General features: G+C 44.8%; 22 protein-coding genes and 1 pseudogene. 6 read left to right on the forward strand and 17 right to left on the reverse strand.

Features of this window, described 5'->3' with window-relative positions; translation table 11 throughout:
• Positions 1 to 98 precede the first annotated feature (98 nt).
• Positions 99 to 1,490, reverse strand: a complete 1,392-nt coding sequence (gene bcaP, locus C1I60_RS19685; RefSeq protein ID WP_137063239.1) for a branched-chain amino acid transporter BcaP — start codon at positions 1,488 to 1,490, stop codon at positions 99 to 101.
• A 228-nt stretch (positions 1,491 to 1,718) separates the two neighbouring features.
• Between bcaP and C1I60_RS19690 the strand changes: the two genes are divergently transcribed.
• Positions 1,719 to 2,648: an L-lactate dehydrogenase gene (locus C1I60_RS19690; RefSeq protein WP_137063240.1), complete on the forward strand. Its 930-nt coding sequence runs from the start codon at positions 1,719 to 1,721 to the stop codon at positions 2,646 to 2,648.
• 117 nt (positions 2,649 to 2,765) lie between these two features.
• On the opposite strand, the gene C1I60_RS19695 is transcribed toward C1I60_RS19690, so the two are convergent.
• Both C1I60_RS19695 and C1I60_RS19700 read right to left on the reverse strand, forming a co-directional pair.
• Positions 2,766 to 3,869, reverse strand: coding sequence for a DUF3900 domain-containing protein (locus C1I60_RS19695; RefSeq protein WP_137063241.1), 1,104 nt, complete (start codon positions 3,867 to 3,869; stop codon positions 2,766 to 2,768).
• Positions 3,870 to 4,066: 197 nt separating this feature from the next.
• A pseudogene (locus C1I60_RS19700) lies at positions 4,067 to 4,546 on the reverse strand (ATP-binding cassette domain-containing protein); the annotation flags it as partial.
• Between the two features lie 625 nt (positions 4,547 to 5,171).
• Between C1I60_RS19700 and C1I60_RS19705 the strand changes: the two are divergent.
• Entirely contained in the window at positions 5,172 to 7,133 is a 1,962-nt protein-coding gene (locus tag C1I60_RS19705) for an endonuclease MutS2 (RefSeq protein ID WP_137063243.1), read from the forward strand.
• Between the two features lie 474 nt (positions 7,134 to 7,607).
• Here the strand turns inward: C1I60_RS19705 and C1I60_RS19710 are convergent, their stop codons facing one another.
• Complete coding sequence (locus C1I60_RS19710) at positions 7,608 to 8,513, reverse strand: ROK family protein (protein WP_137063244.1); 906 nt, start codon at positions 8,511 to 8,513, stop codon at positions 7,608 to 7,610.
• A 311-nt stretch (positions 8,514 to 8,824) separates the two neighbouring features.
• Between C1I60_RS19710 and C1I60_RS25895 the strand changes: the two genes are divergently transcribed.
• Positions 8,825 to 9,028, forward strand: a complete 204-nt coding sequence (locus C1I60_RS25895) for a hypothetical protein (RefSeq protein ID WP_252361799.1) — start codon at positions 8,825 to 8,827, stop codon at positions 9,026 to 9,028.
• A 402-nt stretch (positions 9,029 to 9,430) separates the two neighbouring features.
• Here the strand turns inward: C1I60_RS25895 and C1I60_RS19720 are convergent, their stop codons facing one another.
• Positions 9,431 to 10,366 carry a tyrosine-type recombinase/integrase gene (locus tag C1I60_RS19720; protein WP_434784424.1) on the reverse strand — a complete coding sequence of 312 codons (936 nt, stop codon included), beginning with the start codon at positions 10,364 to 10,366 and terminating at the stop codon, positions 9,431 to 9,433.
• 473 nt (positions 10,367 to 10,839) lie between these two features.
• Between C1I60_RS19720 and C1I60_RS24575 the strand changes: the two genes are divergently transcribed.
• Complete coding sequence (locus tag C1I60_RS24575; RefSeq protein WP_007432475.1) at positions 10,840 to 11,007, forward strand: hypothetical protein; 168 nt, start codon at positions 10,840 to 10,842, stop codon at positions 11,005 to 11,007.
• Positions 11,008 to 11,133: 126 nt separating this feature from the next.
• On the opposite strand, the gene C1I60_RS19730 is transcribed toward C1I60_RS24575, so the two are convergent.
• The 11 genes from C1I60_RS19730 to C1I60_RS19780 all read right to left on the reverse strand — a co-directional run bounded on the left by C1I60_RS19730 (position 11,134) and on the right by C1I60_RS19780 (position 23,247).
• Positions 11,134 to 12,180: a FecCD family ABC transporter permease gene (locus tag C1I60_RS19730; RefSeq protein ID WP_137063247.1), complete on the reverse strand. Its 1,047-nt coding sequence runs from the start codon at positions 12,178 to 12,180 to the stop codon at positions 11,134 to 11,136.
• Between the two features lies 1 nt (position 12,181).
• Positions 12,182 to 13,246: a FecCD family ABC transporter permease gene (locus C1I60_RS19735; RefSeq protein ID WP_137063248.1), complete on the reverse strand. Its 1,065-nt coding sequence runs from the start codon at positions 13,244 to 13,246 to the stop codon at positions 12,182 to 12,184.
• A 229-nt stretch (positions 13,247 to 13,475) separates the two neighbouring features.
• On the reverse strand, positions 13,476 to 14,456 hold the full coding sequence (locus tag C1I60_RS19740; RefSeq protein WP_137063249.1) for an ABC transporter substrate-binding protein: 981 nt from the start codon (positions 14,454 to 14,456) through the stop codon (positions 13,476 to 13,478).
• A 33-nt stretch (positions 14,457 to 14,489) separates the two neighbouring features.
• Complete coding sequence (locus tag C1I60_RS19745; protein ID WP_137063250.1) at positions 14,490 to 16,205, reverse strand: ABC transporter ATP-binding protein; 1,716 nt, start codon at positions 16,203 to 16,205, stop codon at positions 14,490 to 14,492.
• Positions 16,206 to 16,237: 32 nt separating this feature from the next.
• Positions 16,238 to 17,245: an ABC transporter substrate-binding protein gene (locus C1I60_RS19750; RefSeq protein WP_137063251.1), complete on the reverse strand. Its 1,008-nt coding sequence runs from the start codon at positions 17,243 to 17,245 to the stop codon at positions 16,238 to 16,240.
• 215 nt (positions 17,246 to 17,460) lie between these two features.
• A complete protein-coding gene (gene rbsB / locus C1I60_RS19755) occupies positions 17,461 to 18,381 on the reverse strand; it encodes a ribose ABC transporter substrate-binding protein RbsB (RefSeq protein WP_137063252.1) in 921 nt (306 codons plus the stop codon).
• A gap of 33 nt (positions 18,382 to 18,414) precedes the next feature.
• Positions 18,415 to 19,383, reverse strand: coding sequence for a ribose ABC transporter permease RbsC (gene rbsC, locus C1I60_RS19760; protein WP_014281544.1), 969 nt, complete (start codon positions 19,381 to 19,383; stop codon positions 18,415 to 18,417).
• A gap of 1 nt (position 19,384) precedes the next feature.
• Positions 19,385 to 20,866 carry a sugar ABC transporter ATP-binding protein gene (locus tag C1I60_RS19765; protein ID WP_137063253.1) on the reverse strand — a complete coding sequence of 494 codons (1,482 nt, stop codon included), beginning with the start codon at positions 20,864 to 20,866 and terminating at the stop codon, positions 19,385 to 19,387.
• Between the two features lie 45 nt (positions 20,867 to 20,911).
• The gene (gene rbsD / locus C1I60_RS19770) at positions 20,912 to 21,346 is read right to left on the reverse strand and encodes a D-ribose pyranase (protein WP_137063254.1); all 435 of its coding nucleotides are present in this window, start codon (positions 21,344 to 21,346) and stop codon (positions 20,912 to 20,914) included.
• Between the two features lies 1 nt (position 21,347).
• The gene (gene rbsK, locus C1I60_RS19775) at positions 21,348 to 22,226 is read right to left on the reverse strand and encodes a ribokinase (RefSeq protein ID WP_137063255.1); all 879 of its coding nucleotides are present in this window, start codon (positions 22,224 to 22,226) and stop codon (positions 21,348 to 21,350) included.
• Positions 22,219 to 23,247 carry a LacI family DNA-binding transcriptional regulator gene (locus C1I60_RS19780; protein WP_137063256.1) on the reverse strand — a complete coding sequence of 343 codons (1,029 nt, stop codon included), beginning with the start codon at positions 23,245 to 23,247 and terminating at the stop codon, positions 22,219 to 22,221. Before C1I60_RS19780 ends, rbsK begins: the two co-directional genes overlap by 8 nt.
• 207 nt (positions 23,248 to 23,454) lie before the next feature.
• Between C1I60_RS19780 and C1I60_RS19785 the strand changes: the two genes are divergently transcribed.
• Positions 23,455 to 24,183, forward strand: coding sequence for a DsbA family oxidoreductase (locus C1I60_RS19785; protein WP_137063257.1), 729 nt, complete (start codon positions 23,455 to 23,457; stop codon positions 24,181 to 24,183).
• A gap of 101 nt (positions 24,184 to 24,284) precedes the next feature.
• On the opposite strand, the gene C1I60_RS19790 is transcribed toward C1I60_RS19785, so the two are convergent.
• Positions 24,285 to 25,073 carry an SDR family oxidoreductase gene (locus tag C1I60_RS19790; RefSeq protein ID WP_137063258.1) on the reverse strand — a complete coding sequence of 263 codons (789 nt, stop codon included), beginning with the start codon at positions 25,071 to 25,073 and terminating at the stop codon, positions 24,285 to 24,287.
• A gap of 181 nt (positions 25,074 to 25,254) precedes the next feature.
• Between C1I60_RS19790 and C1I60_RS19795 the strand changes: the two genes are divergently transcribed.
• Positions 25,255 to 26,172: an AEC family transporter gene (locus C1I60_RS19795; RefSeq protein ID WP_137063259.1), complete on the forward strand. Its 918-nt coding sequence runs from the start codon at positions 25,255 to 25,257 to the stop codon at positions 26,170 to 26,172.
• The last annotated feature ends 382 nt before the right edge of the window (positions 26,173 to 26,554 follow it).

The raw sequence follows: 26,554 nt of genomic DNA on the forward strand, positions 1-26,554 counted from the left end.
ATAAACGACCTTATGTGACACTTTTCGCGCACTCATACAAAAAAACCGGCCACCCTCCACGTAAGTGCAGGATGCCGGCTTTTTAGCATTCAGACAAATTAGGATTTACGGTTTAACAAACTTTTGTGATATCCATAGAAGATATAAATCAGTAGACCCAGCAGAAGCCAAACGATAAATCCAATCCACGTGCTGATATGAAGCTGAAGCATCAAACCGACGCAAACCAGGGCACTCAAAAGCGGGAGCAACGGGACCCATGGTACGGTAAAGCCTCTTTTCAAATCCGGACGTCTCTTCCGCAGAACGATCACTCCAACCGATACGACAGCAAAAGCGAACAGGGTTCCGATACTCGTCAGGTTCGTCAATGCATGTAATGGAAAAAATCCACTAGCCAATGCGATGATGCTTCCGACCAGCCAAGTGCTTCGGATTGGTGTTTGAGTTTTGGAATTGATTTTAGATAAAAATACCGGTAACAAACCGTCACGCGACATCGAGAAAATTAACCGTGTCTGACCATACAATAGTACGAGCAAAACCGTGGTCATCCCGGCAATCGCACCGACAGAAATCAATCCTGCCGCGAAATCCTGATGGATAAAGCGTAAAGCAAACGCAACAGGATCATTTACCCCTAACTGCGTATAAGGCACCATTCCGGTAAGTACAACCGAAACCGCAATATACAGCACCGTACAAATCGCAAGCGAGGAAATAATACCAATTGGCATATTCCGCTGCGGATTACGTACCTCCTCTGCTGCCGTTGAAATGGCATCGAAACCCAAGTAAGCAAAAAATACGATTGCCGCGGCACTCAAAACACCGGAAAAACCATAGGGGAGAAACGGTGTCCAGTTAGCAGGCTTAACATAAAAAATTCCGATTCCGATAAACAGCAGCACGACTCCGACTTTGACACAAACCATAACGAAATTAAATCGGACCGTTTCCTTGGCTCCGAGACTCAGCAGCAGTGTGATCAACATAATAATACACACAGCAGGCAGGTCAATAATGGTTCCCTTGGCTGAATCAAAGGCTGCGGTTAAAGCCAGTGGTAAATGTAAATCAAACCCAGCCAGCAAACCTTGAAAATAAGCAGACCAGCCACTGCTCACTGAGGCGGCCGCCACCCCGTATTCCAGAATTAAGTCCCAACCCAGCACCCAGGCCAGAATTTCCCCAAACACAATATAGCTATACGCATAAGCGCTGCCAGCAGCGGGAACCGTAGATGAAAGCTCCGCATAGCACAGGGCTGCCAGCACGCAGGCAATTCCTGCAATAACAAAGGAGATCATCAGGCCTGGACCCGCATTTTCCGCTGCTGCCTTGCCTGTGATCACAAAAATCCCGGTACCGATGATACATCCTACACCCAGCATAGTCAGATCGAAGGCGCCCATCGTTCTCTTCAAGTGACTCGTCGTTCCATTCTCCTCATGCGGGAGCAACCCTGTCTTTTTTCGAAATAAGTCCATAATCATAATCCTCTTTCCATAATGTCCTAGCGAATATTGCTACTGCAACGCTTTAGTGTGTGTCCCTGTCATCCGATTAATTATTAGCCAGCCCCTGTTTGAAGTCAAGGAGAAATGTCATATTTCTTTGCAGTGGAGGGCACATATACGGTAAACTAGGTTGGAAAGATAAATTTTGTATTATTAAAAATGAAAAGGTATACAACCCGAGAAGGAGATGAGGATTTTATGAGCTTAAAACCTTACAAACGAAGCAGAGTGGCCATTGTCGGCATGGGAGCGGTCGGTACAACGACCGGTTACACCCTCCTGCTACGCCAACGCATGTCAGAACTTGTCTTTATTGACGTTAATGTCAAAAAGGCGCAGGGGGAAATGCTCGATATGAATCATGGGCTTCCCTTTCTCGGCGGTGTCAAAGTGTGGGCGGGTGATTATGAAGACTGCCGTGATGCGGATATCATCATTGTTACAGCGGGCGCATCACAAAAACCGGGAGAAACACGCATTGATCTGCTCAAGCGTAATGCCGAAATTTTTGAAAGCATTATTGATAATATCGTCAAGGTAAACACACACGGCATTTTGCTGATCGCAACCAATCCAGTGGATATTCTCTCCTACATCTCCTGGAAACGTAGTGGCTGGCCTTCGAGCAGAGTTATCGGTTCGGGTACGCTGCTGGACAGCGCACGCTTCCGTTATTTGATTGGTAAGCAAAAGGGCATTGATCCTCGCAGCATCCACGCCCATATTATTGGAGAACATGGCGATTCCGAGCTGCCTGTATGGAGCACGGCCAACATCGCAGGAACTCCATTGGAGCTGGGCGAAGAAACGAAAAATGAGATTTTTGAAAGTACCAAAAATGCAGCCTATGAAATTATAGATGCCAAAGGCGCGACTTCTTACGCCATCGGACTGGCTCTCGACCGGATCGTAGCCGCCATTCTGGGGGACGAAGGGTCGGTACTTAATGTGTCCACTTTGCTGGAAGACTATAACGGAGTGTCTGACGTTTATCTAGGTGTTCCGAGTATCGTAGATCACAACGGTGTACGCGAAATTTTAGATCTTCCACTGAATGACAAGGAACGTCAAGGGCTGCATCAATCTGCGGACAAGCTGAAAGATCAAATCAGTAAACTCAACTTGTAGATGAACAAACTGAAATTGTAGACAAAAAGGGCCTCCAACAGCGGCGAAAATACCGTTGAGAGGCCCTTTGATTATTTCATATAAGGAGTTCAGCTTATCGTAAACAGTTTATTCAGATTACCAAGGCGGTGTATCGCCATCGGCAAACTCATCTTCTTGCTGGCGTTTCTCTTTCAAGCGCTCAGCCACCGTTTCGAACGATTCCGGTTGAAGCAGCTCAATCGGTGAAAAGCCTTTTTCAAACGTAAATGCGTCGCCTTCAATGATAAGCGCGTATCTATCATGCAGCTTCGTAATATGCAGCTTGGCCCCAAAGTCGGACAGCAGTCCACGTACAGCCGTATCATCCAGCTTGAAGCGAACTTCAATTTCCGGTTTTAGCTCAACAATATGCTGTGCAGCCTCTACGACCTGAAGGGGTTCCCATTTTCCTTGCAAATCCCGTTTTTCACTGGCCGCCCACAGCTCCAGATCACGTTCCTCTTGCTGTCTTTCCTCATTGGAAGCATCTGGCCATTTCGTCTCTACATAGTTCTGTACGAAGCCCATGACATGCTCATTAACGATTTCTGGCATGGATTGCTCGTAGGTCACAAATTTCAGAAAATCCTCAAAATACCGGGCATGCGAGGACTGGTGAATTTTAAGCTCCCACTCATCGTTCATCCCCTCCTCCAGCATGTAAGGATACATGATGGATTTCATATTACGGGCTGAAATGGCCATTTCGACCTCACTGACCAGACTGCTTTCGGTAATCCGGGCAATCTTAGGTTCAAAATCACATTTGAGCACAAAAATAAACGGATCATCGGAGTGTGTATTCAAGGTAGCCTGTACAATGATCAACGCTCCGCCGCGTACCGCGCTCGTATCCAGATACATTCGCACCAGATCGTCGCAGGCATTTTTAAAATCCTCCTTATCCTCTGCTGCCCGCAGCCGGGCGAACATATTGAAATTCGGATTACTGCTCAGTTCATGCTCCGGTTCGACGATAAAGCGGCCAATTTTGGTCGGTGCCTGCTCTGTGCTCGGATTTTTCTCGACCTTCCGCTTGCTAATGCGGGCAAATTCCCCATCCAGGAATTTCTTAACATCGCTCTCGTCATAATCATAGTCATCCATCGTAGCGTAATGCTTGTAGGACTTACCGCCCAGTCCTTCTTTTCCATCCACCTGAATTACAAAAAAAGATAAAAAGTCCACTTGAAAGTTCATTTTCGTTCCATACGCTCCTTTTCAGGCATGTACGCGTAATTATATCACTATGGATTTAAAACGTACATCGGATACAAATCCTCATTATTAAGAAATACATTTAAGTTAACATAATAATTATTATGTAAATTCATTTGTAGAATAGATTTAATTTTCTGTATCGTGTTCTCTCCTTGATCAAAAAAACATTTGACTAAATTGCGAACTGTTTCGAGGCGATGAGCAATAGCAATAACGGTTCGGCCTTGTACAAGGGGATCAATCACTTGCTGAATTTCCTTTTCATTTTCAGGATCAAGCGAAGAGGTGGCCTCATCCAGCAACACGATCGGCGAATCATTGAGAATGGCCCGTGCGATGGAAATCCGTTGCTTTTCGCCACCCGACAATGTACTGCCGCCCTCAACTAGCCAGATGTCATACCCGTTTGGCAGCTTGAAAATAAAATCGTGACAGCAAGCTTGACGGCCGGCTGCTTCGATCTGTGCCTGCGTCGCATCACTTTTACCGAATCGAATGTTATTCCCAATGGTATCCTGAAACAGATTCACGTCCTGAAACAAAATAGATACCTTACGTAACAGCGCCTCGGGGTCCATCTGCCTCATATCATCGGCGCCCAGCAGTACACTGCCCTGATTCGGGTCATAAAAACGTGCGATCATACGTAATAATGATTATCATTCTTATTTTAAAGACAAAACCTGATTTTGTAGGGCTCGGAACATTTTTAGTTAACATAATATTTATTACGTAGTCTATTTCTTGTTACGATTTGAAGCTAGGCTTGACTTCGGTGCTGACTGATAGTATAGTGCTGATATATCTGTAATCAAGGGAGAGATTTTGATGTCGGTGAACGTTCTTAACTAAGCAACTTCATATTCAGGGAAGACCATTCAGGCGCTTGTGCCCTCCGGGGACAGGTTTTTTGATATTGTGTTTTTACCCTGACATTAGTTAAGAACATGCAGATATCATAAATCGCCTCAGGGATTATTTTCTTCTAGGCCTTATTCCGTGCTGTGTTCAGCGCGGTTTTTTTGTTTTCAGATTTTGTGAAATTCCTTTATATCCTTCCTATTCATGGGCTAATTAGCTTACAAATTGGTTTACTCATGGATGATTTGGGGACGCATAAATTGGAGCTGCAAAAGCTGGAGTATAGGCTTATTTGACGATAAATTCCCTACTTCCTTCAGGGCGGAGAATGAACGATTTGTTCATTCTCCGCCCTTTTTTTATTTCACAGAGAAGGCTCTAAACAATCCTAAAATCACACACTAAAGGAGAGATTTATTCATGAATGAAACCACAATGCAGCGTTTGGAATATGATCGGATCAAAACAAGAGTTTCCGAATGTGCTTTTTCTTACCTTGGTAAGCGCCATGCCGCTTCCATGCAACCCATTACAGATATCCGTACGATCAAGATCCGCCTTGACGAAGCGATGGAAGCCCTCCAGCTCATTCGCCACGGTGCAAGTGTTCCTATCCCCTCGCTGGAAGGGATGGAACACATTCTTCACTTGCTGGGAATCGGATATTTGTTCAGCGAGCGCGATTTTTCTCACATTGCCCAATTTATCAGAAGTTGCGTTCAACTGATAAAATATATGGGTTCCAAGTCGAATACCGCTCCAAGCGTCAGTGCCTATGCTTCTTCCATGTATGATATGGAACCGCTTCTGTCTGAAATTGAAAGATGTATTTATTCAGGAAAAGTGACGGACACCGCCAGTAAGGAACTGGCTAAAATCCGCAAAAAAATAGCAGTCACGGAAGAACGGATCAAAAGAAAACTTGATTCTCTCACCAGCCGTCACCGATCCATCATGCAGGAACATATGACCAGTCAGCGTGGCGGTCGTTACGTGCTTCCAATCAAAAAAGAGTTTCGAAAACAGGTGAAAGGCAACGTGCTGGATGAATCAGGCAGTGGACAAACGGTTTACATTGAGCCTGCCGAGATTGTAAGTCTCCAATACGATCAGAGCGCGAACATCGCAGAAGAAGCAAAAGAAGCAATGAAGGTACTGGGCGACCTAACGGCACTTGCTGAGTCATACAGCCGGGAGCTGAGCATCAACACAGAGACAGTAGGCATACTCGACTTTTTATTAGCAAAAGCCAAATACGCCATGACGATGGATGCTGTGCCTGTCGAGCTTAACCTTGACGGAATTATAGACATTCGAGGGGCACGTCACCCGTTGATGGAAAAATCTATGGTTCCACTTGATTTCTCAATCGGTGAAGGCTACTCTTCACTCATCATTACCGGACCCAATACAGGTGGAAAAACGATGGCCCTCAAAAGTGTCGGCCTGTTAACTCTGATGGTACAATCCGGACTGCTGGTACCTGTTTCAGAAGGCTCACGAATGGCTGTATTCGAGAACATCGAGGTGGATATCGGAGACGGACAAAGCATCGAGCATGCTTTGAGCACCTTTTCTGCACATATTCGCAACATGATCGGTATTTTGGAAACGGCAAGCAACTCCACTCTGATCCTGATTGATGAAATGGCATCTGGAACCGATCCGGGCGAAGGCGTGGGCCTCTCTATCGCGCTGCTGGAAGAATTCCACCGCCGACAGGCAACGGTAGTAGCTACCACGCACTTTAGCGAAATTAAGCATTTTGCCGAAAATACACCTGGATTTCAGAATGCCCGAATGGAGTTTGATACCGAAACGCTACAACCATTATACCGTCTCCGAATCGGTGAGGCCGGGGAAAGCTACGCATACGCCATTGCCTTGAAGCTGGGGATGTGGAATCGGATTATCGAGCGTTCTCAGGCCATTTCTGCGGGCAGAACATCTCAGAACACACAGGAACTGTTTGTGGTCCCCCCAGCTTCTAAAGATGAGAAGCACAAAACAACAAGTGAACTCTCTCCTAAAAGAGCATCTTTAAAGCACACAGCCACAAAACAGGGGAAACAAAAACACACTGCCGAACCTATGTCGTTTGCCCTTGGCGATAGTGTTTATGTAGGCTACCTGAATCAGACTGGAATTGTGTACAAAACCGAGGATGAACGAGGGAATGTAGGTGTTTTAATCCAAGGAGAAAAGCTGAGCATGAATAAAAAGAGGCTCGTCCTTCACATCGCAGCTACTGAATTGTATCCTGACGACTATGATCTGGATATCGTTTTAGAAACCAAGGAAAACCGCAAAAAACGGAAGCTTATGGGACGCAAGCATATCGAAGGCTTGATGATTGAATCTCCCCCGGAAAATGAAATGTAGACGCACATGTATATTCTCAATTTAAAATAAGTTTTTTTGAATGTCAGTGAAATTTAATCTGCAAGCGGACACTTTGATTAGAGTGATCCACTTGCAGATTCTACTTGTTGTCATTTGAATACATTAATAGGACTCATAAATCTAGTTTAACTAACATAATATATATTATGTAATCCTATGGTTTATCAGATCATCTTTTAACATCAGCAGGGTCACGTTGTCTAGTGTATTTTTCAATCCAAAAATAGTCATCTCCATTCAAATTCACATATGGGAGTCTCAGAGCCAGCTTACTTCCAAGCGACGATACTCCCGAGCCTGAAGCTCCAAGGATAAGTATTCTGTTTTTCAAACCTCTTATATCAAACGTCTGTAACACAAAAAAGGCGTGTCCAAAGTTAAAGGCACGCTCTTTTGTTAACATTTTATTTGTTTGTATTACTCAATCCCTTACTCGTCGAAATATAACTTTTGTCATAATTCAAGATGATACGATTGTTTGTAGTTATATATAGCGCCTAGCAAATTCGCTTCATTGCCTAATTTACTTTGTTCAATATCTGCACGCACAAAATTATAGATAGATTCCATATAAAGCTTCTCCAACTCTTCCCTAATCGTAATTACCAGTAAAGGATTTTCAGATATGCCTCCCCCAATAACAAACTTTTCAGGGTCAAGAATCGATTGCAAATTAATGATTTGTGTTGCGATGTTCCTACAGTATTCATGAAAAATCGTTTGGATCGCGCGATCACCTTCTTCAATGAACTTGAATACTTGTTCACCTGTTATTGAATCTGCAGGAAGTCCTTTAGCTTTCGCAACGGTTTTTGTTAAAACAAAACTACTCCCTTGCATACCAAACAAATAATCATCATTGTCTGCATACTCGCTGTTCGTTCTGATGAAGGAGAATTCTCCAGCCGATAAATGGTGACCTTTCAGCAATTTCCCTTGAGAGATGATTCCACCCCCCATCCCTGTTCCAACTACCAGAACAACACCATCGGTAATCCCTTGTAATGAACCACGCCATGCTTCCCCAAGAGCAGCACACTTTCCATCATTTTCAATCGCTACGGGCTTGTGAAACGCTTTCTTAAAAACTTCTATCATATTTATATCATTTATATATCTTAATGAACCTCCATGCACCATATGGCCGCTTGCTGAATTCACAATACCTGGCATACTGACGGCTATACCTTCGCACTCATCCATAAACTGATTAAGAATTTGCTTTAAAGCTACAAGCAGATTCTCAAGTGAGTCCAATGGAGTTTTGACTTTACCCTTGCTCATAAATTCACCTTGAAAATACAAACTGAATTTTATAAAAGAGCCGCCAATATCAAAAACCAGTATTTTATTTTTCATACTACGTATAGTCCTTTCATTGAGCAGTTTTGAGTGGTTCTCTAAATAACGATAATTAATTTTATTGGTTTTGTAAATCCATCATTTTCTTTATCGTTAGTCAGACACCGTTCTCTTCGTTGGATTTAGTGATAAAGCTAGCTGCATTATTGGCATCGTATTACTATTAAAAAAAGCTTCTGTACCTTTACTTTATTACCTTTGTCAAGGCAATACCATACTGGCTTTTAATTCACCATTGCTTTCCAATTTATTCTGAATTATTCTAAGGTTTATCATATGACAATCGCTAAAATAAGGAGGCACATCTATTGAATATTACTGTTGAAGAACTCGCTAGGCTTATCGAGGATCATGAAAAAGAATTCTTTTCGATCTCAGAACATGAATTTAATGCCAAACCTTTCCCAGAAAAATGGTCTAAAAAAGAAATACTAGGGCATCTGTGCGACTCCGCTTCTAATAATCATCGAAGATTTATAATGATTAAGCATTCAAGGTCCCCTGAAAATTGAAGCATATGCGCAAAATGATTGGGTTGCAGCTAATCAGTATCAGGAAGCGTTCTCCCACGCGGATGTCATACATCTATGGAAACTATTAAATAAACAAATCATAAATATGTTAAACTCATGTACATCACTCGATTTTGAGAAAGAATTTCAAAAAGATGACCAGTCTACCGAAACATTACAGTGGCTAGTTGACGATTATATTCAGCATATGCAGCATCATTTGGATCAAATCAATCAAAAATAAGAATAAGTACGATGATAAAGGATACTATGTTCACAATATGGATGACACAAGTCGTTGATGCGATTTCCAAGTCAGGGTGCAATTCTTTTTTTAGTTTACATAATATTTTTTATGTAAACTCAATGTGTTTATTTTCAAAATCAACTCCTGGTATATACTTATAATCCCGTTATTGGTATCTGGACATCCAGCTTGTCCATCGCTTTTTCCTTTTCCCGATCCGTGACATGCGTGTATACAGTGGTGGTCTGAATGGAAGAGTGTCCCAGCAACTCTTGCACAGTACGCAGATCTGCACCTCTACGCAAAAGCATCGTTGCAAACGTATGACGCAGCTTATGGCTGGAGTAAGCCACTCGACCTTGCGCACCTTTATCCTGCTGGAATCGCTCGAACGTTTCTGTAGCGATCTGCTGGATAGAGCGAACCGCCAGTCGGCGGCCTTTTTGCGACACGAACATCGCATCCTCCTTCCCTCTCCACGGGGTTAATCTTTCCTCCAATGCACGATCTAAAACATCACACACAGCCTCCGGCACCGGGAGCGTACGCCACTTTCTCCCTTTACCAAACACATCCAGTGTGCGTCGCTCCCGGCTGTAATCCGGGACATTCAAAGAATGAACCTCTCCCACCCGTAATCCCATATATACCATGAGCAGAAAAATAGCCATGTTGCGATTGGCATATTTCCCTTCCACCGCGAGTAAAAATGGCCGAATTTCATTTTCATCCAGGTACACGGGCATACGATTCTTTTCGGTCTTTGCTTTTTTAATTCCGAAAGCCGGATTCGTGCTGCACAATTCAAATTCCTGTAGCGCTTTAAAAAAGCTACTCACCGCTGCATGCTTGCGGTTCCGGGTGCTATCTCCAGCTCCGCCTTCCCGAGCTTTAGACAGATACGACATCACATGAATCTTTTTCACCTGATCGAGTGGTTTATCCCGCAACGTGAGTAAGAACTGCTTCACATCCCCCGTATAGTTTTTTTGAGTATGTATCGTATACCCTGCATCTTTCATCCAAATCAAAAAAGCTTCCAGTTCCTCAGCATACACTTCATCAATATCATCTATCATATCCGGCTCCATTTGCCGTACCCCTTTTTTCACCCCGATTACCTCCGTTCCGATTCATCTTCCCAATATACTGTAAAACGTCCATTTTCGCCTACTTTTTATCGACATTCCAATCGACATCTTGTGCGTGAGGGATAATAAAAGTCGATTTAAACCTAAACTGCGTATAATTTATATTATGCGCAGTTATTTTAAGCACTTTTTAAGTATAAAATAAAGCCCTTAGCCTTGTCTACCGCCATTTTGACTGATTTTCTCCTAAGATACCGTTATCATCAGCATCAGAGAGCATATCTAAGAACCCACGGGGTGAGTAGCCGTCGGCGGGACATGGATGATGTGAAAAAGAATTTTGCTGTTTCTCTCCATTTTCCCTTCATCATTCAGCACGCTATACTTAAAGAAGTCGGAAGGCAAACTATTTTCAGCTTATATTCATTTCAAAAATGTAAGTTATTCATGACAAAGGGAGTGTTCATTTATTTATGAGTACCGAAATGCTGGAACGTCGAAGTGAAATTCTAAAACGGAACATCCATCAGTTGCTGGTTCAGGAAAATCAACACGGCGTGACGCGTCAAGAAAATTATACTTTGCACAAAATGATCAGGGAGCTTCATCAAACTTCTCACGCCTTGAATACTTCCCGTTGATATGAAAAATACGAATGTTTAAATTTTTAAATGCAAAATAACCTTCAACCCCACTTCCTTAGTGGGGTTGAAGGTTATTTTGTCGTGTATAGCTTTTAATGAATAAGTTATGATTTCTTCGCGATGTTATCCCCTGGAGCGACTTAGCAGGTATAGGAAGTATGGAGCACCAATGATGGCCACGATCAAACCTGTCGGGATTTCTTTCTGTAAAGGTAAGGATCGTGTAATTGTATCCGCCACAAGCACTAACAGTGCCCCAACCAATGCACAGGCCACTAACAGCATCTTATGTTTTGGCCCCACCAGTTTTCTCGCCAAATGCGGAGCGACTAAACCGACGAAGCCGATTCCACCGCTAACCGATACGCTGGAACTGGCCAATCCAACCGCAGCAGCGAGCAGAAGGATGCGTTCTTTTTCAATAGATGTACCTAACCCGGATGCCGTTTGATCTCCCAAATTAAGCACATTCATTACATTGGCCTTGTAGTATGCGAAAGGCAGCAGCACCACAAGCCAAGGTAACAGTGCCATTACAAATTTCCAGTTGGACCCCCATATACTTCCTGCCAACCAATTGGCAACAAACGTATAACTTTCAGGCGTAAGCTTGAGAGTTAGGATGATCATCGCAGCACTGATCCCCGCCGCTACACCAATTCCGCTTAACAGTAACCTTGTCGGAGAAATCCCTTCACCCTTTTTGTAAGAAAGAGCGTAGATCAAAATAGCAGCCGCTCCCGATCCAATCAGCGCAAGGGCAGGTAGTAAAAACAATGAATTCGTTGTTTGCATCGTTGGGAAAAGCAATACAAACAGCATAACCATCAGCCCGGCTCCGGCATTAATCCCCAAAATACCAGGGTCCGCCAAACCATTACGTGAAACTCCCTGCATGATACAGCCGGAAACGGCCAGACCTGCACCGATCAAAACGGAAATAACCATTCGTGGCAATCGGAATTCAAACAGGATTAATTCCTGCTGTGGAGCCCCTTGCCCAAATAAGGTTCTAAAAAGCTCCATTGGCGAAAGTCGAATAGTTCCTGTATTCGCACTAATGGTAAATGCAGCAATAAGCAGAATGAGCAGAACGATAACAACGATCCAATCATGGATTTTTTTACGGTGATCTGCTTTGGCAATAGCTCCAGTCGTGATGTTATTCATCTTACAGTGCCCTCCTTTCTTTACGAGCCAGATAAAGGAAGAATGGCACCCCAATCAGGGCAATAAGCACGCCTACTGGTGTTTCCTCCGGTGCATTAATCATACGCGCCGCCAGATCGGCAAACACGATGAGTAAAGCTCCCATAATGGCCGAGCAAGGAATGATCCAGCGATAATCGACACCTACCAGCTTGCGGGTCATATGAGGAATAATCAGCCCTACAAAGCCGATAGATCCTACCAGCGACACTGCCGCCCCCGCCAGAATAAGTACCAGGATCATCCCAAGCACCTTTACAATGCCAGTGCGCTGACCGAGACTGAGCGCAATTTCATCCCCCAGGCTGAGCAACGTAATAGACCGTGACAGCATAAGAGCACCGATAAAGGCTGCCACAACCCAAGGTAAGACAATCCCCAGTTGCACCCACTTGGTTCCGCTAAGTCCCCCTGCATACCAGAAGGCCAGATCCTGTCCGACATTAAAATACAAGCTGATCGCGTCACCCAAGGCAGACAGCAATGCCGTTACAGCTGCACCCGCCAATACAAGGCGTACTGGCGTAAGCCCACCCTTGGATATGGAGCTTGTACCATATACCATCACAACAGCTAAGGCCGCGCCAACAAAGGAGTACAGCATCAGTTGTAAAAAGGATGACCCGGGAAAAAGAGCAAAACAAATCGCCATCGCCAAACTAGCTCCCGAATTCAATCCAAGCAAACCCGAGTCAGCAAGCGGGTTGCGGGTCATCCCCTGCATAATTGCCCCCGCCACAGCGAAGCAGACTCCAATCAACACACCACCCAAAATCCGTGGTAGCCTGATTTCCCAAATAATTTGATGATTTTGTATTTCAGGATTAAAATGAAAGACTGCATTCCATACCTCAAACAGCCTAATTGGAGCTGCGCCAAAAGATAGGGATAAAGCGATACCGAATGCCAAAAAGGCTAGTCCGGCTGTTAAGATGAGCGAAGCCGCCCATGGACGTGAGTGGAATGGAGTCGGCGGCTGGCTATTGTTACTCTGGGCGGGACTCTCCGATGATTCTGATAATTTCATGACTATTTTTCACCCTTACTGTTGAATAGTATGTAGGCTATCACACAGACCTGCGCTCATGAAGGCATTTGATAATGAGAATTATTATCAAGCAATCTTTACTATTGTAAATTAATGCGCCAATGGCTTCAATAGTAAATTTCGACGAACCCGTGAAGCCCTGCAATTTTGTGAAAAAATAAAGCCCTTTGGCATCAATACCAAAGGGCTACCAGCAACACCTGAGTAACTACTTCTGTGAAACCTTCTCTTTATTCCGTTGGACGAGCATGTCTGCGATTTCTTCTGCTTGTCCTACAATGGCAATCGGGTCAAAGTACCAATAGCGATCCTCCTGTAACTCAAAGACCCTGCCATTTCGAACGGCATCCAGTGACTTCCATATACTGTCCCCTGTATAACCGGCGGTTTCCTTGTTAACCGTCAGAAAAATATAAGAGCCAGCATACTGATTAATCACTTCTTTCGATACGGATTTCCATTGAGTCTCACCTAATAATTCTTTTTGAACAAGAGGTGGAGGCGTCAAATCCAGTCCTCTGTATACCGCCTGCCCTCCTCTGCCAAAGTTATCGCCATATACATAATACTCCTTCGTTGAAGCCTCCATCACAGTGAAGGTATCCTCAGGTTGAATGATTCCCATTAACTTGTCGCGTGCTGCCTGCATTCGCTGATCGTATTGGGCTAGCCACGCTTTAGCCTCCTGATCCTTACCAAGAAGCTTTCCAAAAGCAGTTAATTCCTCATGTACATCCTTATACGTACCATAAGGAATAGCGACGGTCGGTGCAATTTTACTGTATTTCTCATATTCAGTAGCATCTTTGGAACCAATCAAAATCAAATCCGGCTCCAGAGTCAGTACCTTTTCAAAGGACACGCTACCACGATCTCCAATGCTGGTGACGCCCTGTACCAGATCCTTGGAAAACGGATTGTCCAAATAATACTTCACACTCCCCACGGGTTGAATACCAAGAGCTAATAAATCATTCTGATACATATCTACTACGATCCGTTGAGGATGAGTTGGGACTGTAACATCACCATGAATTGTTTTGACTGTTTTCGTTGCTGGCTTCTGCTCGGTAGAAGTTTGATTCTGCTTTCCGTCAGTCTGCCCCGTATTTCCTCCACAAGCGGTCAGAGCCAGCATGAATGACAGCAGCATCATTGCAATCCACATTTCCTTTTTCAAAACATTCATTCCTCTCTCCGCTTACATTTTATACTAGTTCATTTAGGTACCGTACTGGGCTTGATGCAGACGGCTATATGGACCTTTTACCGCCAGCAATTCTTCATGTCTACCTTGCTCGGCGATGCCCTGATCGGCAACTACGATAATGCGGTCGGCGTTTTTAATCGTTGCCAGACGATGCGCAATAACGAGCGTTGTGCGTCCTTGCGACAACTCTGTCAAAGCCTGCTGAATCGCAGCTTCTGTCTCTGTATCCAGTGCGGATGTCGCTTCATCCAAGATGAGAATAGGCGGATTTTTGAGGAACATCCGGGCAATAGACAAGCGTTGCTTTTGACCCCCGGACAGCTTTACGCCCCGTTCACCAATCATGGTATCCAAACCTTCCGGATATGAACGAACGAGGTCTTCAATCTGAGCCCGTCGGGCGGCATCCCAAATTTCTTCTTCCGAGGCACCTAGCTTGCCATATGCAATATTTTCACGAACTGTTCCATCGAACAGGAACACGTCCTGCTGTACGATCCCAATCATGGAGCGCAACGATTCCAGCTTCATTTCACGGATATCCATACCATCAATGGTAATACTGCCTTCTTCCACATCATAGAAGCGTGGCAACAAGCTGCAAAGCGTCGTTTTACCTGCTCCTGAAGGGCCGACCAGTGCTACAGTCTCTCCCGCATGGATGGATAGGTCCACTTTACGCAATACTTTGTCTTTGTTTTCATAGCCAAATGTTACACCTGCAAATTGGATTTCTCCATTGAGATGGGTAACGGTCTTGGCCCCTGGCAGATCTTCTACATCCGATTCACTTTCCAACAAATCTAGGTATCGGCGGAAGCCGGCAATGCCTTTGGGATACGTTTCAATAACGGAGTTAATCTGCTTGATTGGCGCGAGAAATACGTTGGACAGCATCACAAACGCGATAAATTCCCCGTACGTCATTTGCCCTTCAATCACAAACCATGTACCGCACACGAGTACAAACAGCGAAACCAGTTTCATCAGAATAAAACTAATTGAAGAATTCCAAGCCATAATACGGTAAGCAATTAGCTTGGTTTTACGGAATCGTCCATTGTTTTCAGCAAAGCGCTCCATTTCATGCTCTTCGTTCGAAAATGCTTGTACAACGCGGATACCACTAACGTTATTTTCGATACGTGCGTTGTAATCTGCGATATCCGAAAACATTCGATGGAAAGCAGCATTCATTTTACGGCTAAAATACAAGGACAAGTAAATCATAAGCGGCACAATAATGAACGTCAGCACTGCCAGCTTCCAGTTAATGCCGAGCATGATGCCGAAGGCCCCTCCCAGTGTCATCAACGCGATAAACAAATCTTCAGGTCCGTGGTGGGCGATTTCCCCGATATCCATCAGATCGTTAGTCATACGGGAGACGAGATGCCCTGTTTTGTTATTATCAAAAAAACGGAAGGATTGCTTTTGAATTCGATCAAACAGCTTTTTACGCATGTCCGATTCGATGTTAATTCCCAGCTTATGGCCCCAATAGGTAACCACGTAATTTAATCCGGCACTGACTACATAAATACCAAGCAGAGCTAGACAAGCATATAAAATCCACTTCCAGTTCCCGCTAGGCAGCAAATCATCGACCACCCGGTTGACGGCAAGTGGGAAAGCCAACTCCAGCAGTGCAGCCAGCAAGGCGCAAGAGAAATCAATAATAAACAAAGTCCGGTAAGGACGGTAATATTCAAAAAAACGTTTTAACATGTATATGACTTCTCCTTTCTTATTTCAAGTGATTATTTAGGATCAACGGAAAGCATGTTAACCGCTTCATCCAGCGATTTGTCAATCGCAAGCGGTGAGTACGTAAACCACGGGTCAGCTTTGATGAAATATACTTTGTGGTTTTTAACCGCAGGGAGGTTTCTCCACAGTGCGCTTTGCTCGATTTCCTTGAGGATTCCATCCTTGGTCTCTTCATCATAAACCAGCATAATAATTCGATCCCCTGACAGTTCAGGCAGCTTTTCCATTGAAATGCTATCATAAACGAAATTAAAGTTCGGGTCCTTCGCCAGCTTTTGGCGTATGTACTCAGGAGGATTCAATTCCAGTGAACGGTAAATGACATGTCCTACATTCCGCGCCCCGTACACTCTTAGCACATCCTTACCGTAAGTCATGTAAATCGTGACCGTTTCACCTTTCTTAAATTTTCCAGCCAGCTTCTTCCGCCCTTCGGCAGCCTTTTGATCCAGATTAGCAATCCACTGCTCAGCTTCCTTGTCCTTACCGAGTACGGCAGCAACATCCCGAAATTGCTTAAACACATCCCCTTTCATAAAAGAAATGACTACAGTTGGTGCAATTTTTTCCAGTTGTTCCTTCACTTCGGGAGTGGTGTCTTCTGTTATTAGGATCAGGTCTGGTTGTAGCTCCAGCACCTTTTCTACATTTGTCGGGTTCCCAATATCCGCAATTCCGTCAATCTTTCCTTTTAAATATTCGCCCTCCAACAAATGGGAAGCGGCACCTACCGGTTTAACTCCTAAGGCCAGTATCGCATCCAAATATTGCGTCGTAATAACTCGTTGCGGATTTACAGGGATATTGATCTTGTTGCCAGTGGCATCTGTATATTCACGCATGGCAACCGTTTTGGATTGTCCGGATGGATCCTTAGTGTCGATCTTTTCGTTCGGATGGTTGTTGCTAGCTGCGTTTCCACAAGCACCCAGTACAACCGTCAGCAGAACCACAAGACAAAGCGTGATTCCCCATTTTAATCTGTTACTTTGTTGCATATTACAAATCCTCCTTAGTTATATATATCCGAAAATGATAGTGATTCTCATTATCATACATTTGTTATTCTATCTTTTACTGCTACTTCTTACAACATTAAAATTAAAAACTTCCATATTATACGAAGCAAATGATTCCTGACTCATAAAAAAACGGACTGATCGCATTCTCGCATCAGCCCGGAATTTTAAATATATGGGGACATACACCCGTTTTATTTCTTCTGATCTACTAACTCCAGCTTGGCAGGAATTGATTTTTTCACGGTTTTACCTTGGAGTACATCCTGTGCCGCTCGAACCGCCAATTGTCCAATCAGTTCAGGTTGTTGAGCTACGGTTGCCGTGAGCTTGCCCTCCTTAATCGATTTAAGTGCATCCTCGTTGCCGTCAAAGCCGATCACTGGAATATTTTTACCAGAGCTTTGAATTGCTTCAATTGCCCCAAGCGCCATTTCATCATTATGGGCAAATACCGCCTGAACGTCCGGGTTGCCTTGCAGCAGGTTTTCCATGACATTCAAACCCTTGGTCCGGTCAAAATCGGCCGACTGTTTGGCAATAACGTTCAGTTCCTTATCCGCTACTTCGTGGAAGCCTTTACCCCGCTCACGGGTAGCCGATGCACCTGGTACGCCTTCCAGCTCAATGACCTTGGCACCTTTTCCGACTTGATCGATCACGTATCTGGCAGCCATACGTCCACCCTCTACATTGTCCGAAGCGACAAGCGCTTTTACATCTCCTTTGTCAGCAGAACGATCCAGCGTAATGACCGGGATGTTCAAAGCATTAGCGGATTGAACCACCGTGGAGATAGCCGACGAATCTGTAGGGTTAATTAACAATGCATTTACGCCTTGCTGGATCAGATCGTCCACATCATTGCTTTGTTTCGCCGAATCATTTTGCGCATCGACGACAATGACTTGCAATCCTTGTTTTTTGGCTTCTGCAACGACTCCGTCTTTAAGAGAAACAAAGAATGGATTGTTCAGCGTTGAGATGGACAAGCCGATTTTGATCTCCTTCAAGTTCGCACCTGCTTTGGGCTTTGCCCATTCCGGCGGTTCCAGAGAACAACCCGTCATCAGCAGGAGCAGCAAGGCTGTCATGATTAATGTAAGTTTTTTCATATATGTGATCTCCTTCTATGCAGATTAGGCGTATTAAGCTGATTTCTTACGGTCAATCAATACAGCAATGGCGATTACAATCCCCTTGACCACCATTTGATAAAAAGAGTTCACTCCCAGCAAATTCAAGCCATTGTTCAGCGTCCCGATAATAAGTACACCGATCAACGTACCTACGATTCGTCCGCGTCCCCCTGACAAGCTTGTTCCGCCCAGTACGACAGCCGCAATGGCATCCAGTTCATATGAAGTACCTGCTGTCGGCTGTGCGGAGTTCAAACGTGAGGTCAAAATAGCACCCGCCAAAGCAGAGAGCATTCCAGCCAGAGAGTAAATCCAAATTTTCACGCGCGGTACTTTAATACCGGATACAATCGAAGCCTTCTCGTTACCACCGATGGCATACGTTTTGCGTCCAAACGGCGTTTTATGCAAAATGATCCACAGTACGGCAAAGGTAATGAGCATTGTAATCGCCGGAACCGGAATGCCAAACTGGTAACCGCGGCCGAACAACTGAAATACCAGACTGTCCCCGAGTCCCGTAATCGGATTACCGTTGGTATAGACCAGTGTCAATCCTCTAAAAATAGTCATGGTCGCCAATGTTGCAATAAACGGAGCCATTTTACCTTTGGTGATCATCAAGCCATTAATCATCCCCATTACGCCACCCAGCGCACAACCAATGATAATTGCCAAAATCGGATCGAACCCGGCCAGCATCATATTCGCGACAAACGCACTGGATAGGGCTAAGATCGAACCGACAGACAAATCAATCCCGCCTGTGAGAATCACGAAGGTCATACCAAACGCAATCAGCGCATTAATAGATACTTGGCGCAACAAATTCAGAATATTAAGCGGTTCCAAAAAGCTGGGATTCAAGACCGATACGATGATGACCAAAATAATGAGTCCCAGCAACGGGCCGAGCTTTTGTGTAATTTGCGACATTTGAAACCCTTTGCCACCTTTTGTTTCATTCATGGTTGTCATATTACTGTCCTCCTGTAGCTAACGTCATAATGTGTTCTTGCGTGGCTTTTTCCCTGCTCAGTTCCCCGGTGATTTGTCCCTCATGCACCACGATAATACGATCGCTCATGCCGAGCACCTCGGGAAGTTCTGAGGATACCATGATGATCGCTACTCCGCGCTCGGTCAGCTCGTTCATCAACTGGTAGATTTCCCGTTTGGCACCTACATCCACGCCTCTTGTCGGTTCGTCAAGAATAAGTACGCTTGGGCCAATGCCCACCCATTTGGCGATCACCACTTTTTGCTGATTGCCACCTGACAAACTGCGTACCGTCGTTTCGCCTGATTGAGTTTTTATTTGTAAGCGCTTAATTAATGTATTAACAAAATCCAGCTCTTTTTTGCCTGAAATAAATCCTTTCGACGTAAAGCTGAACAGATTGGGTAGCACCATGTTTTCCCGGATCGAAAAATCCAGCACCAATCCCTCATCCTTGCGGTCCTCTGTAATAAAGCCAATTCCCAGCTTCACCGCGTCATCCGGCTTGCGGACCGTCACCTTTTTTCCACGCACATGAATTTCACCGCTATCCAAAGCATCCAGTCCAAAAAGCGCTCGCATGATTTCTGTCCGCCCCGAACCCATCAAGCCTGAAAAGCCCACAATTTCCCCGGATCGCACGGTAAAATTCACATTTTTAAAAATACTTTTGTGCGAGGCATTTTTGACCTCCAGCACCACTTCTCCCAAAGCAGGTGTTCTCGCCGGATAGCGCTCAGTTAGCTCCCTGCCAACCATTTTCCGCACAACCTCATCAAAATCAGTATCGGGAATCGCTTGGGTATCCACTGTTTTTCCGTCACGCATGACGGTAATCCGGTCGCAGATTTCGAATATTTCCTCCATCCGATGTGAAATATACACAATGGAAACGCCTTCTTTTTTCAAGGAAGTAATAACCTCAAACAGTTTTTGAATCTCCCGTTCGGTTAACGCGGCTGTTGGTTCATCCATTACGATCACTTTGGCATCCGTCATCAATGCTTTGGCTATTTCGATCATCTGCTGTTGACCCACGGAGCACTCGCCTGCTTCACCATTCAAAGGAAGATTCACGGCAAGCTTAGCGAATTGCTCGTTTGCTAACGCTTTCATTTTGGTGCTGTCGAGCAACCCCCACTTGGATGTCATTTCCTTGCCGATAAACAGATTTTCCAGCACGGTCATTTCCGGCCACACATTCAGCTCCTGGTGAATAAAAGCAATCCCCTTTTGTTCGGCCTCTTTAGGGTTAGCAAAATAAGTTTCCTGACCGTCAATGATAATCGTCCCTTCATCACGGTGATGCAGTCCGATTAAAATATTCATCAGCGTTGATTTACCTGCACCATTTTCACCCATGAGTGCATGAACCTCACCTTCACGGAGATCAAAATCCACACCGCTCAGCACCTGATTGGTACCAAAGGCTTTGTGAATTCCCTTCATTTGAATATGCATGCTGTCCCCTCCTTTTTATATAAAATTAACTTATCCAAAATAGGCTTATCCAAAATAAACTCCGGCCTGCAAAATACAATTGGCAAACGGCTTATTTTCTCCTGTGCGGATGACCACCTTGGCATGACGGGTCAACTCCTTGAATTGCTCATGCGAACAAAACTCAATGGCGGCAGTTTGCGCCGTGGTCTGCGAATTTTCTGACTCTTCCTTTGTAAATGTGCGGATAATATACTGTAGAGCTTCATCATTCTCCTGTTTCATTTCTTCAGCCAACGTTACCTTTTCGATCACCATGTCATCTGCGATCACATCAACGACATCTTGAAAGGACGGTACGCCCCATTTGAGAGCCAAATCAATTTTAGTAACGCCTTCAGGAATAGGTAAGCCGGCATCGGCCACGACAATATAGTCCGTGTGGCCGAGATCCGACAGTACCTTGGATATATGACTGTTCAGAATTCCATGTTTTTTCATATTATAATTGTTCCTCCACTTCACGCCGTGTTGGCATACCACCCTGTGCTCCAAATTTGGTAACGGACAGCGATGCAGCACGATTGGCGAATTTCACACTGTCTGCCAGTGATTTCCCCTCAGCCAGCGCCACGGCAAATGCAGCGTTAAATGTATCCCCTGCACCTGTCGTATCCACGGCTTCTACTTTATAGGTAGGAACAACGACCTCCTGTTCTCCGTCGAAAAACCGTACACCGTTGCTGCCTTCAGTAACAAACAGCTTGTTCGGATATTGACGCAGAGCCTCTTGAAGGCTTTGGCCCTTGAACATAATAGCGGCTTCATGCTCATTGGGAGTAATATATGTCGCATTCTCAATCACACTTACTTCCACCTCACGAGCCGGAGCGGGATTCAGCAACAGCGGCACCTCATACTTGGCGCAAATTTTGCTCACGTATGCGACCGTTTCCTCCGGTATTTCCTGTTGGATGAGCACCATATCCGAATTTCGGATTACATCGAGCGCTTCTTCTACATAGGCTGGAGTTATTTCATTATTCGCTGCTTTTACAACGACAATACTGTTATCCCCTTCAGCCAGTACAATATGTGCTGTGCCGCTTTCCATATGTGTAACCGGTTTCACATAGCCGACATGAACACGATTTTCTTCAAAGTTCCGTAAAATCTGTTGGCCAAAATGATCATCCCCTACGCGTCCAATCATCGTAACGTCCGCTCCAAGACGGGCTGCGGCTACTGCCTGATTGGCTCCTTTCCCTCCGGGTACGGTTGCAAAGCTTTCACCCAGTACGGTTTCTCCTGCGCCGGGGCGCTTGGAGGTAGTCACTACAAGATCCATCGAGCTGCTTCCGACAATCGTGATTTTAGCCATGATAATCCACCTTTCTGGTCGTTTCCCGTTCAATGAATTTGACGGGCAATTGTATGCTTGAATGGGTAAGTATACTCGAATGAAGATTAGGTATGCTTGACTTTGTAGCTTGTGACTGCTCAATCAGTTGAATCAGCAATCCTGCTGCTTCCCAACCCATTTCGTAGGCAGGCTGACGGATCGTTGACAATGGCGGGAATAACAAACTGCTTAACGGTATATCATCAAACCCGATAATCTGAACATCCTCCGGGATTTTCTTTCCTAATCGATGTGCCTCATGCATTACCGCTGTAGCCACAATATCGTTACTCGCAATGACTCCGTCCGTATCAGGATGCTTGTTGAACAGCTCTTTGGCCCACAGCTCAGCTTCCTTGAACGAAAAGGACGTTGTCTTGACGACATGATAAGCAATATTCGATTGCTGAAGCTCTTCAACCGCTCCGCGAAAACGATCCTGCGCCGGACGAATATGTGCCGGGCCTTGCAAGACCGTAATTTGTTTACTACCACGGGCAATGATTTCCTGCGCTGCAAGTCGACCACCATGAGCGCCATCCGCATATACCGAGGGACTGTCATTGGACGTCCGATCGAGAAAAACAACAGGGATTTTCAGCTTGGCGTAGCAATCAGCATTGGGATCATTTGTAGATGAAATGACGCCAACGACATTATTTTGTAAAAAGGTATCCATGTAATCCAGTTCTTTTTGCCGATCCTCATCACTATTGCCAAAAATAATTCGAAAATCATTTTCCTGCATTCGATCCTCTACTCCGCGAGCTAGCAAGGGAAAGTAAGGATTCGTAATATCCGGCAGAAGCAGACCGATTAATTTTGATTTCTTTTTGTACAGAGAACGAGCAACTTCGTTGGGTTTGTAATTTAGTTGCTTTACAGCGGCCTCAACCTTGCGGCGTGTATCCTCATGCACATATCCCGTTTCATTAATAACTCTGGATACAGTCGCTACGGAAACGCCTGCATAGCTGGCGACCTGTTTAATTGTTGTCATTGTGTAATTTCAGCTCCTGTGTAACCGGTTACACATATAAAATATCACAGCATTTATTTTTTGACAAGCATTAAATATTTGCACATAGCAGGTTTTGGCCTTATAATTCTTATTGTAACTGGTCAAGTTTCACCTTTGACATGCTAAACGTGAACTTGTTTACTCCCGGTTACTCGATAAAATACGTATATATGGAGGCTTTTCCTTATGAATATCGAAGTTTGGTCTGATTATATGTGTCCGTTCTGTTATATTGGCAAACGCCGTTTGGAACAAGTAGTGAAGCAATTCCCGCACCACGATGAGGTGAAATTGACATTTAAGAGCTTTGAGCTGAACCCGGACGCTGTAAAAGATAGTGGTAAAACGATCAATGAAGAGCTGTCGGCCAAATATGGCGTCAGTCTGCAAGAGGCTCAGGCTATGAATGATCGTATGAACGAAAATGCACGCTCGGCGGGTCTGGAGTACAATATTCATGCGATGGTGCCAACCAACTCGCTGGATGCCCACCGCTTAACGCTTTGGGCTCAAACACAAGGCAAAATGCTGGAGCTGAGCGAGCGCTTATTCCAGGCTGTGTTCATAGAAGGCAAGCATACAGGTGACCCTGAAGTGCTGGCGGCGCTGGCTGCCGAGGTTGGCCTGGATCGAGACGAAGCCGCTGCTGTGCTGGCCAGTGATCACTATACGGATGAAGTTAGAGCCGATGAAGCCGAGGGTGCTGGGTTGGGCGTTCGGGGTGTGCCGTTCTTTGTTTTTGATCGTAAATTTGCTGTTTCGGGCGCTCAGCCGGACGAGGTATTCCATAATGCTCTGCAAAAAGCATGGGATGAACGCTCTCCGTTCACGATGGTAAGCGCAAGCTCCTCCGCAGACGATACAGGTGGTGTATGCACCGACGACGGTTGTGAGCTTCCACGCCGCAAGAACTGATCGGTTAGTGAACAGCGATTCACAGCTTCTTAACTAACCCTCCTAAAAAAGCGTGCTGACATCTGTTTCATTATGATGCTGGCACGCTTATTTTATATTGGTTACAACGATTTGATCATCCCGCCATCAACAAGAATGGTGCTGCCTGTCAAATAGGACGAGGCTTCAGATGCCAAAAAAGCAACCACTCTCCCGAACTCTTCCGGCTCCCCATATCGTCCCAACGGAATACCCTCTTCTGCTTGTTTACGAACCTGATCTAAAGTTTGCCCGGTCTTCTCGGCCCGATGCTCGTCCAAGCTTCGCACACGATCGGTTGCGATTCTTCCCGGCGCTACGGTATGTACCAGGATATTGTAAGGAGCTAATTCCAGAGACAGTGTTTTCGCCAATCCAGCGACACCCGTACGTAGTGTATTCGAGATAATAAGACCCGGAATCGGCTGCTTAACCGACGAGGATGCAATATTTAAAATTCGGCCGCTTTGTTGTTTTTTCATATATGGTAGAGCTTCACGAATTAACCGGATATGGCTAAGCAAATTTTGCTCAAAGGCTTGCAGCCAAACTTCATCCGTAAAATCATCAAAGGTTCCCGCAGGAGGCCCGCCCGCATTGTTAACTAAAATATCGACGGTGCCGAACAAATCTGCTGTACGACGGATAGCTTCGAAAATTTGTTCAGGTTTCGTTACATCGCAAACCACATATTCGACGCGCCCGCTGGCCGTTTCCTGGAGTTCAGCCTGTGTATGTTGAAGCTCTGCTTCGTCCCGTCCCGAAATCACGATATTCGCACCTTCACGTGCCAGCTCCCGTGCGCTTGCCTTGCCAAGTCCTTTGCTGGAGCCTGCAACAAAGGCAGCTTTTCCCGTTAATCCTAAATCCATCTACGCCATTCCCTTTTCTCTGTGTTCTCAATGTAATTGTACACATGACCAGCACGTAATGCGAGTGGCCTCTCTTGGGTTATATAAAATTTCATTATACGTCCAACCTATTTCCACAGTATAATGGACAATGCACATGCATTTTTAAGAAATCGCACAATAGAAAGAAGATGAACCAGATATGTTCGGCACCATTCTTTTGGACGTGGTTTTACCTATTTTTGTACTCATCGGTTTTGGTTGTATCATGCAATATTATTTTCGACTGGATTTGTATACTTTAGCTAAGATCAATTTTTACTATATTACCCCTGCGGTTGTGTTTACCGGACTGTATAATTCGGAAATTTCGTTATTGCTTATGGGTGAGGTTTCTCTTTTTTATGCCTTGTACATAGCCATTCTGTACGTCATCAGTACGACTGTTGCCAGATCTCTAAAATACAGTCCCGGAATGCGGGGAGCTTTTACAAACAGTGTCATGCTTGATAATTCGGGGAATTACGGTCTGCCGATCAATCAGTTAGTATTCAAAGGTGATCCGCTGGCTACGTCCGTTCAAGCACTGATTATGACCTTTCAAAGCTTTGTCACCTTTACATACGGTACCTTTGTTGTACAGAACGGTAAGGCCGACACTCGAAAAATTCTGATTAATTTTTTGAAAATGCCGGTTCCTTATGCCCTCGTGCTGGGCTTGCTGCTAAATCTGTTACACAGTCCATTGCCCAATTTACTGGCAGAGCCATTGAATTATATCAGCCAGTCGATGGTTGCCGTTGCTCTGCTTACCTTGGGAGCGCAAATTGTGCAATATCCCTTTCGTCTGCGGCGTACAGCCGTGTATATCAGTATGGTGTTGCGTCTGATTGCCGGTCCTGCGGTCGGTTTTCTGCTCGTACTCTTGCTTGGGCTTAAAGGGATTCCAGCACAAGCCCTGCTGATTGCATCCGGTATGCCTACCGGTGTTAATACAAGTATTTTGGCTGAGGAATATAAAAATGAACCCGATTTCGCAGCTCAAACGGTACTGCTCTCAACCATTGTGAATGTCATTACGATGACGCTGTTGATTTCAGCATCCCGGTACCTTGTTTGATTGGATTATACAAGCCGAATAGTGCTTCCCATCGCCACCACTTCGCTTGTACAGCACTATTCCGCCTACTCCGTTTTTAACGTTCATTTTTTCGTGTTCGACTTATATAGAACCGCTTTTGTCTGAGGACAAGAGCATTTTTTTCTAAGAAAAGAACATACGTTCGGGATAATTTGCCTTTTTCCTGATTCAAGTGGTATGTGTGTTTTGTGCAGATCGTATGCGAGAAAGAATTTTTTTATCTATTTTGAATTTTTCATATAGTGAATATTTATATAGGTGTGTTATTGGAGCTTTATCGATTTCTATTTTCATTTGTCGTTTGGTCTGTTCCCGAAAAATCGACTAAGCGTCAACAAGGCCAACAAAAATAAAGCCAGCT

Source organism: Paenibacillus terrae (genome assembly GCF_005217525.1).
Lineage (GTDB): Bacteria > Bacillota > Bacilli > Paenibacillales > Paenibacillaceae > Paenibacillus > Paenibacillus terrae_C.

Bases quoted from the DNA above. Each gene is read 5' to 3' on its own strand.
- bcaP (WP_137063239.1), bottom strand. From the start codon at position 1,490: ATGGACTTATTTCGAAAAAAGACAGGGTTGCTCCCGCATGAGGAGAAT.
- C1I60_RS19690 (WP_137063240.1), top strand. From the start codon at position 1,719: ATGAGCTTAAAACCTTACAAACGAAGCAGAGTGGCCATTGTCGGCATG.
- C1I60_RS19695 (WP_137063241.1), bottom strand. From the start codon at position 3,869: ATGAACTTTCAAGTGGACTTTTTATCTTTTTTTGTAATTCAGGTGGAT.
- C1I60_RS19705 (WP_137063243.1), top strand. From the start codon at position 5,172: ATGAATGAAACCACAATGCAGCGTTTGGAATATGATCGGATCAAAACA.
- C1I60_RS19710 (WP_137063244.1), bottom strand. From the start codon at position 8,513: ATGAAAAATAAAATACTGGTTTTTGATATTGGCGGCTCTTTTATAAAA.
- C1I60_RS19720 (WP_434784424.1), bottom strand. From the start codon at position 10,366: ATGGAGCCGGATATGATAGATGATATTGATGAAGTGTATGCTGAGGAA.
- C1I60_RS24575 (WP_007432475.1), top strand. From the start codon at position 10,840: ATGAGTACCGAAATGCTGGAACGTCGAAGTGAAATTCTAAAACGGAAC.
- C1I60_RS19730 (WP_137063247.1), bottom strand. From the start codon at position 12,180: ATGAATAACATCACGACTGGAGCTATTGCCAAAGCAGATCACCGTAAA.
- C1I60_RS19735 (WP_137063248.1), bottom strand. From the start codon at position 13,246: ATGAAATTATCAGAATCATCGGAGAGTCCCGCCCAGAGTAACAATAGC.
- C1I60_RS19740 (WP_137063249.1), bottom strand. From the start codon at position 14,456: ATGAATGTTTTGAAAAAGGAAATGTGGATTGCAATGATGCTGCTGTCA.
- C1I60_RS19745 (WP_137063250.1), bottom strand. From the start codon at position 16,205: ATGTTAAAACGTTTTTTTGAATATTACCGTCCTTACCGGACTTTGTTT.
- C1I60_RS19750 (WP_137063251.1), bottom strand. From the start codon at position 17,245: ATGCAACAAAGTAACAGATTAAAATGGGGAATCACGCTTTGTCTTGTG.
- rbsB (WP_137063252.1), bottom strand. From the start codon at position 18,381: ATGAAAAAACTTACATTAATCATGACAGCCTTGCTGCTCCTGCTGATG.
- rbsC (WP_014281544.1), bottom strand. From the start codon at position 19,383: ATGACAACCATGAATGAAACAAAAGGTGGCAAAGGGTTTCAAATGTCG.
- C1I60_RS19765 (WP_137063253.1), bottom strand. From the start codon at position 20,866: ATGCATATTCAAATGAAGGGAATTCACAAAGCCTTTGGTACCAATCAG.
- rbsD (WP_137063254.1), bottom strand. From the start codon at position 21,346: ATGAAAAAACATGGAATTCTGAACAGTCATATATCCAAGGTACTGTCG.
- rbsK (WP_137063255.1), bottom strand. From the start codon at position 22,226: ATGGCTAAAATCACGATTGTCGGAAGCAGCTCGATGGATCTTGTAGTG.
- C1I60_RS19780 (WP_137063256.1), bottom strand. From the start codon at position 23,247: ATGACAACAATTAAACAGGTCGCCAGCTATGCAGGCGTTTCCGTAGCG.
- C1I60_RS19785 (WP_137063257.1), top strand. From the start codon at position 23,455: ATGAATATCGAAGTTTGGTCTGATTATATGTGTCCGTTCTGTTATATT.
- C1I60_RS19790 (WP_137063258.1), bottom strand. From the start codon at position 25,073: ATGGATTTAGGATTAACGGGAAAAGCTGCCTTTGTTGCAGGCTCCAGC.
- C1I60_RS19795 (WP_137063259.1), top strand. From the start codon at position 25,255: ATGTTCGGCACCATTCTTTTGGACGTGGTTTTACCTATTTTTGTACTC.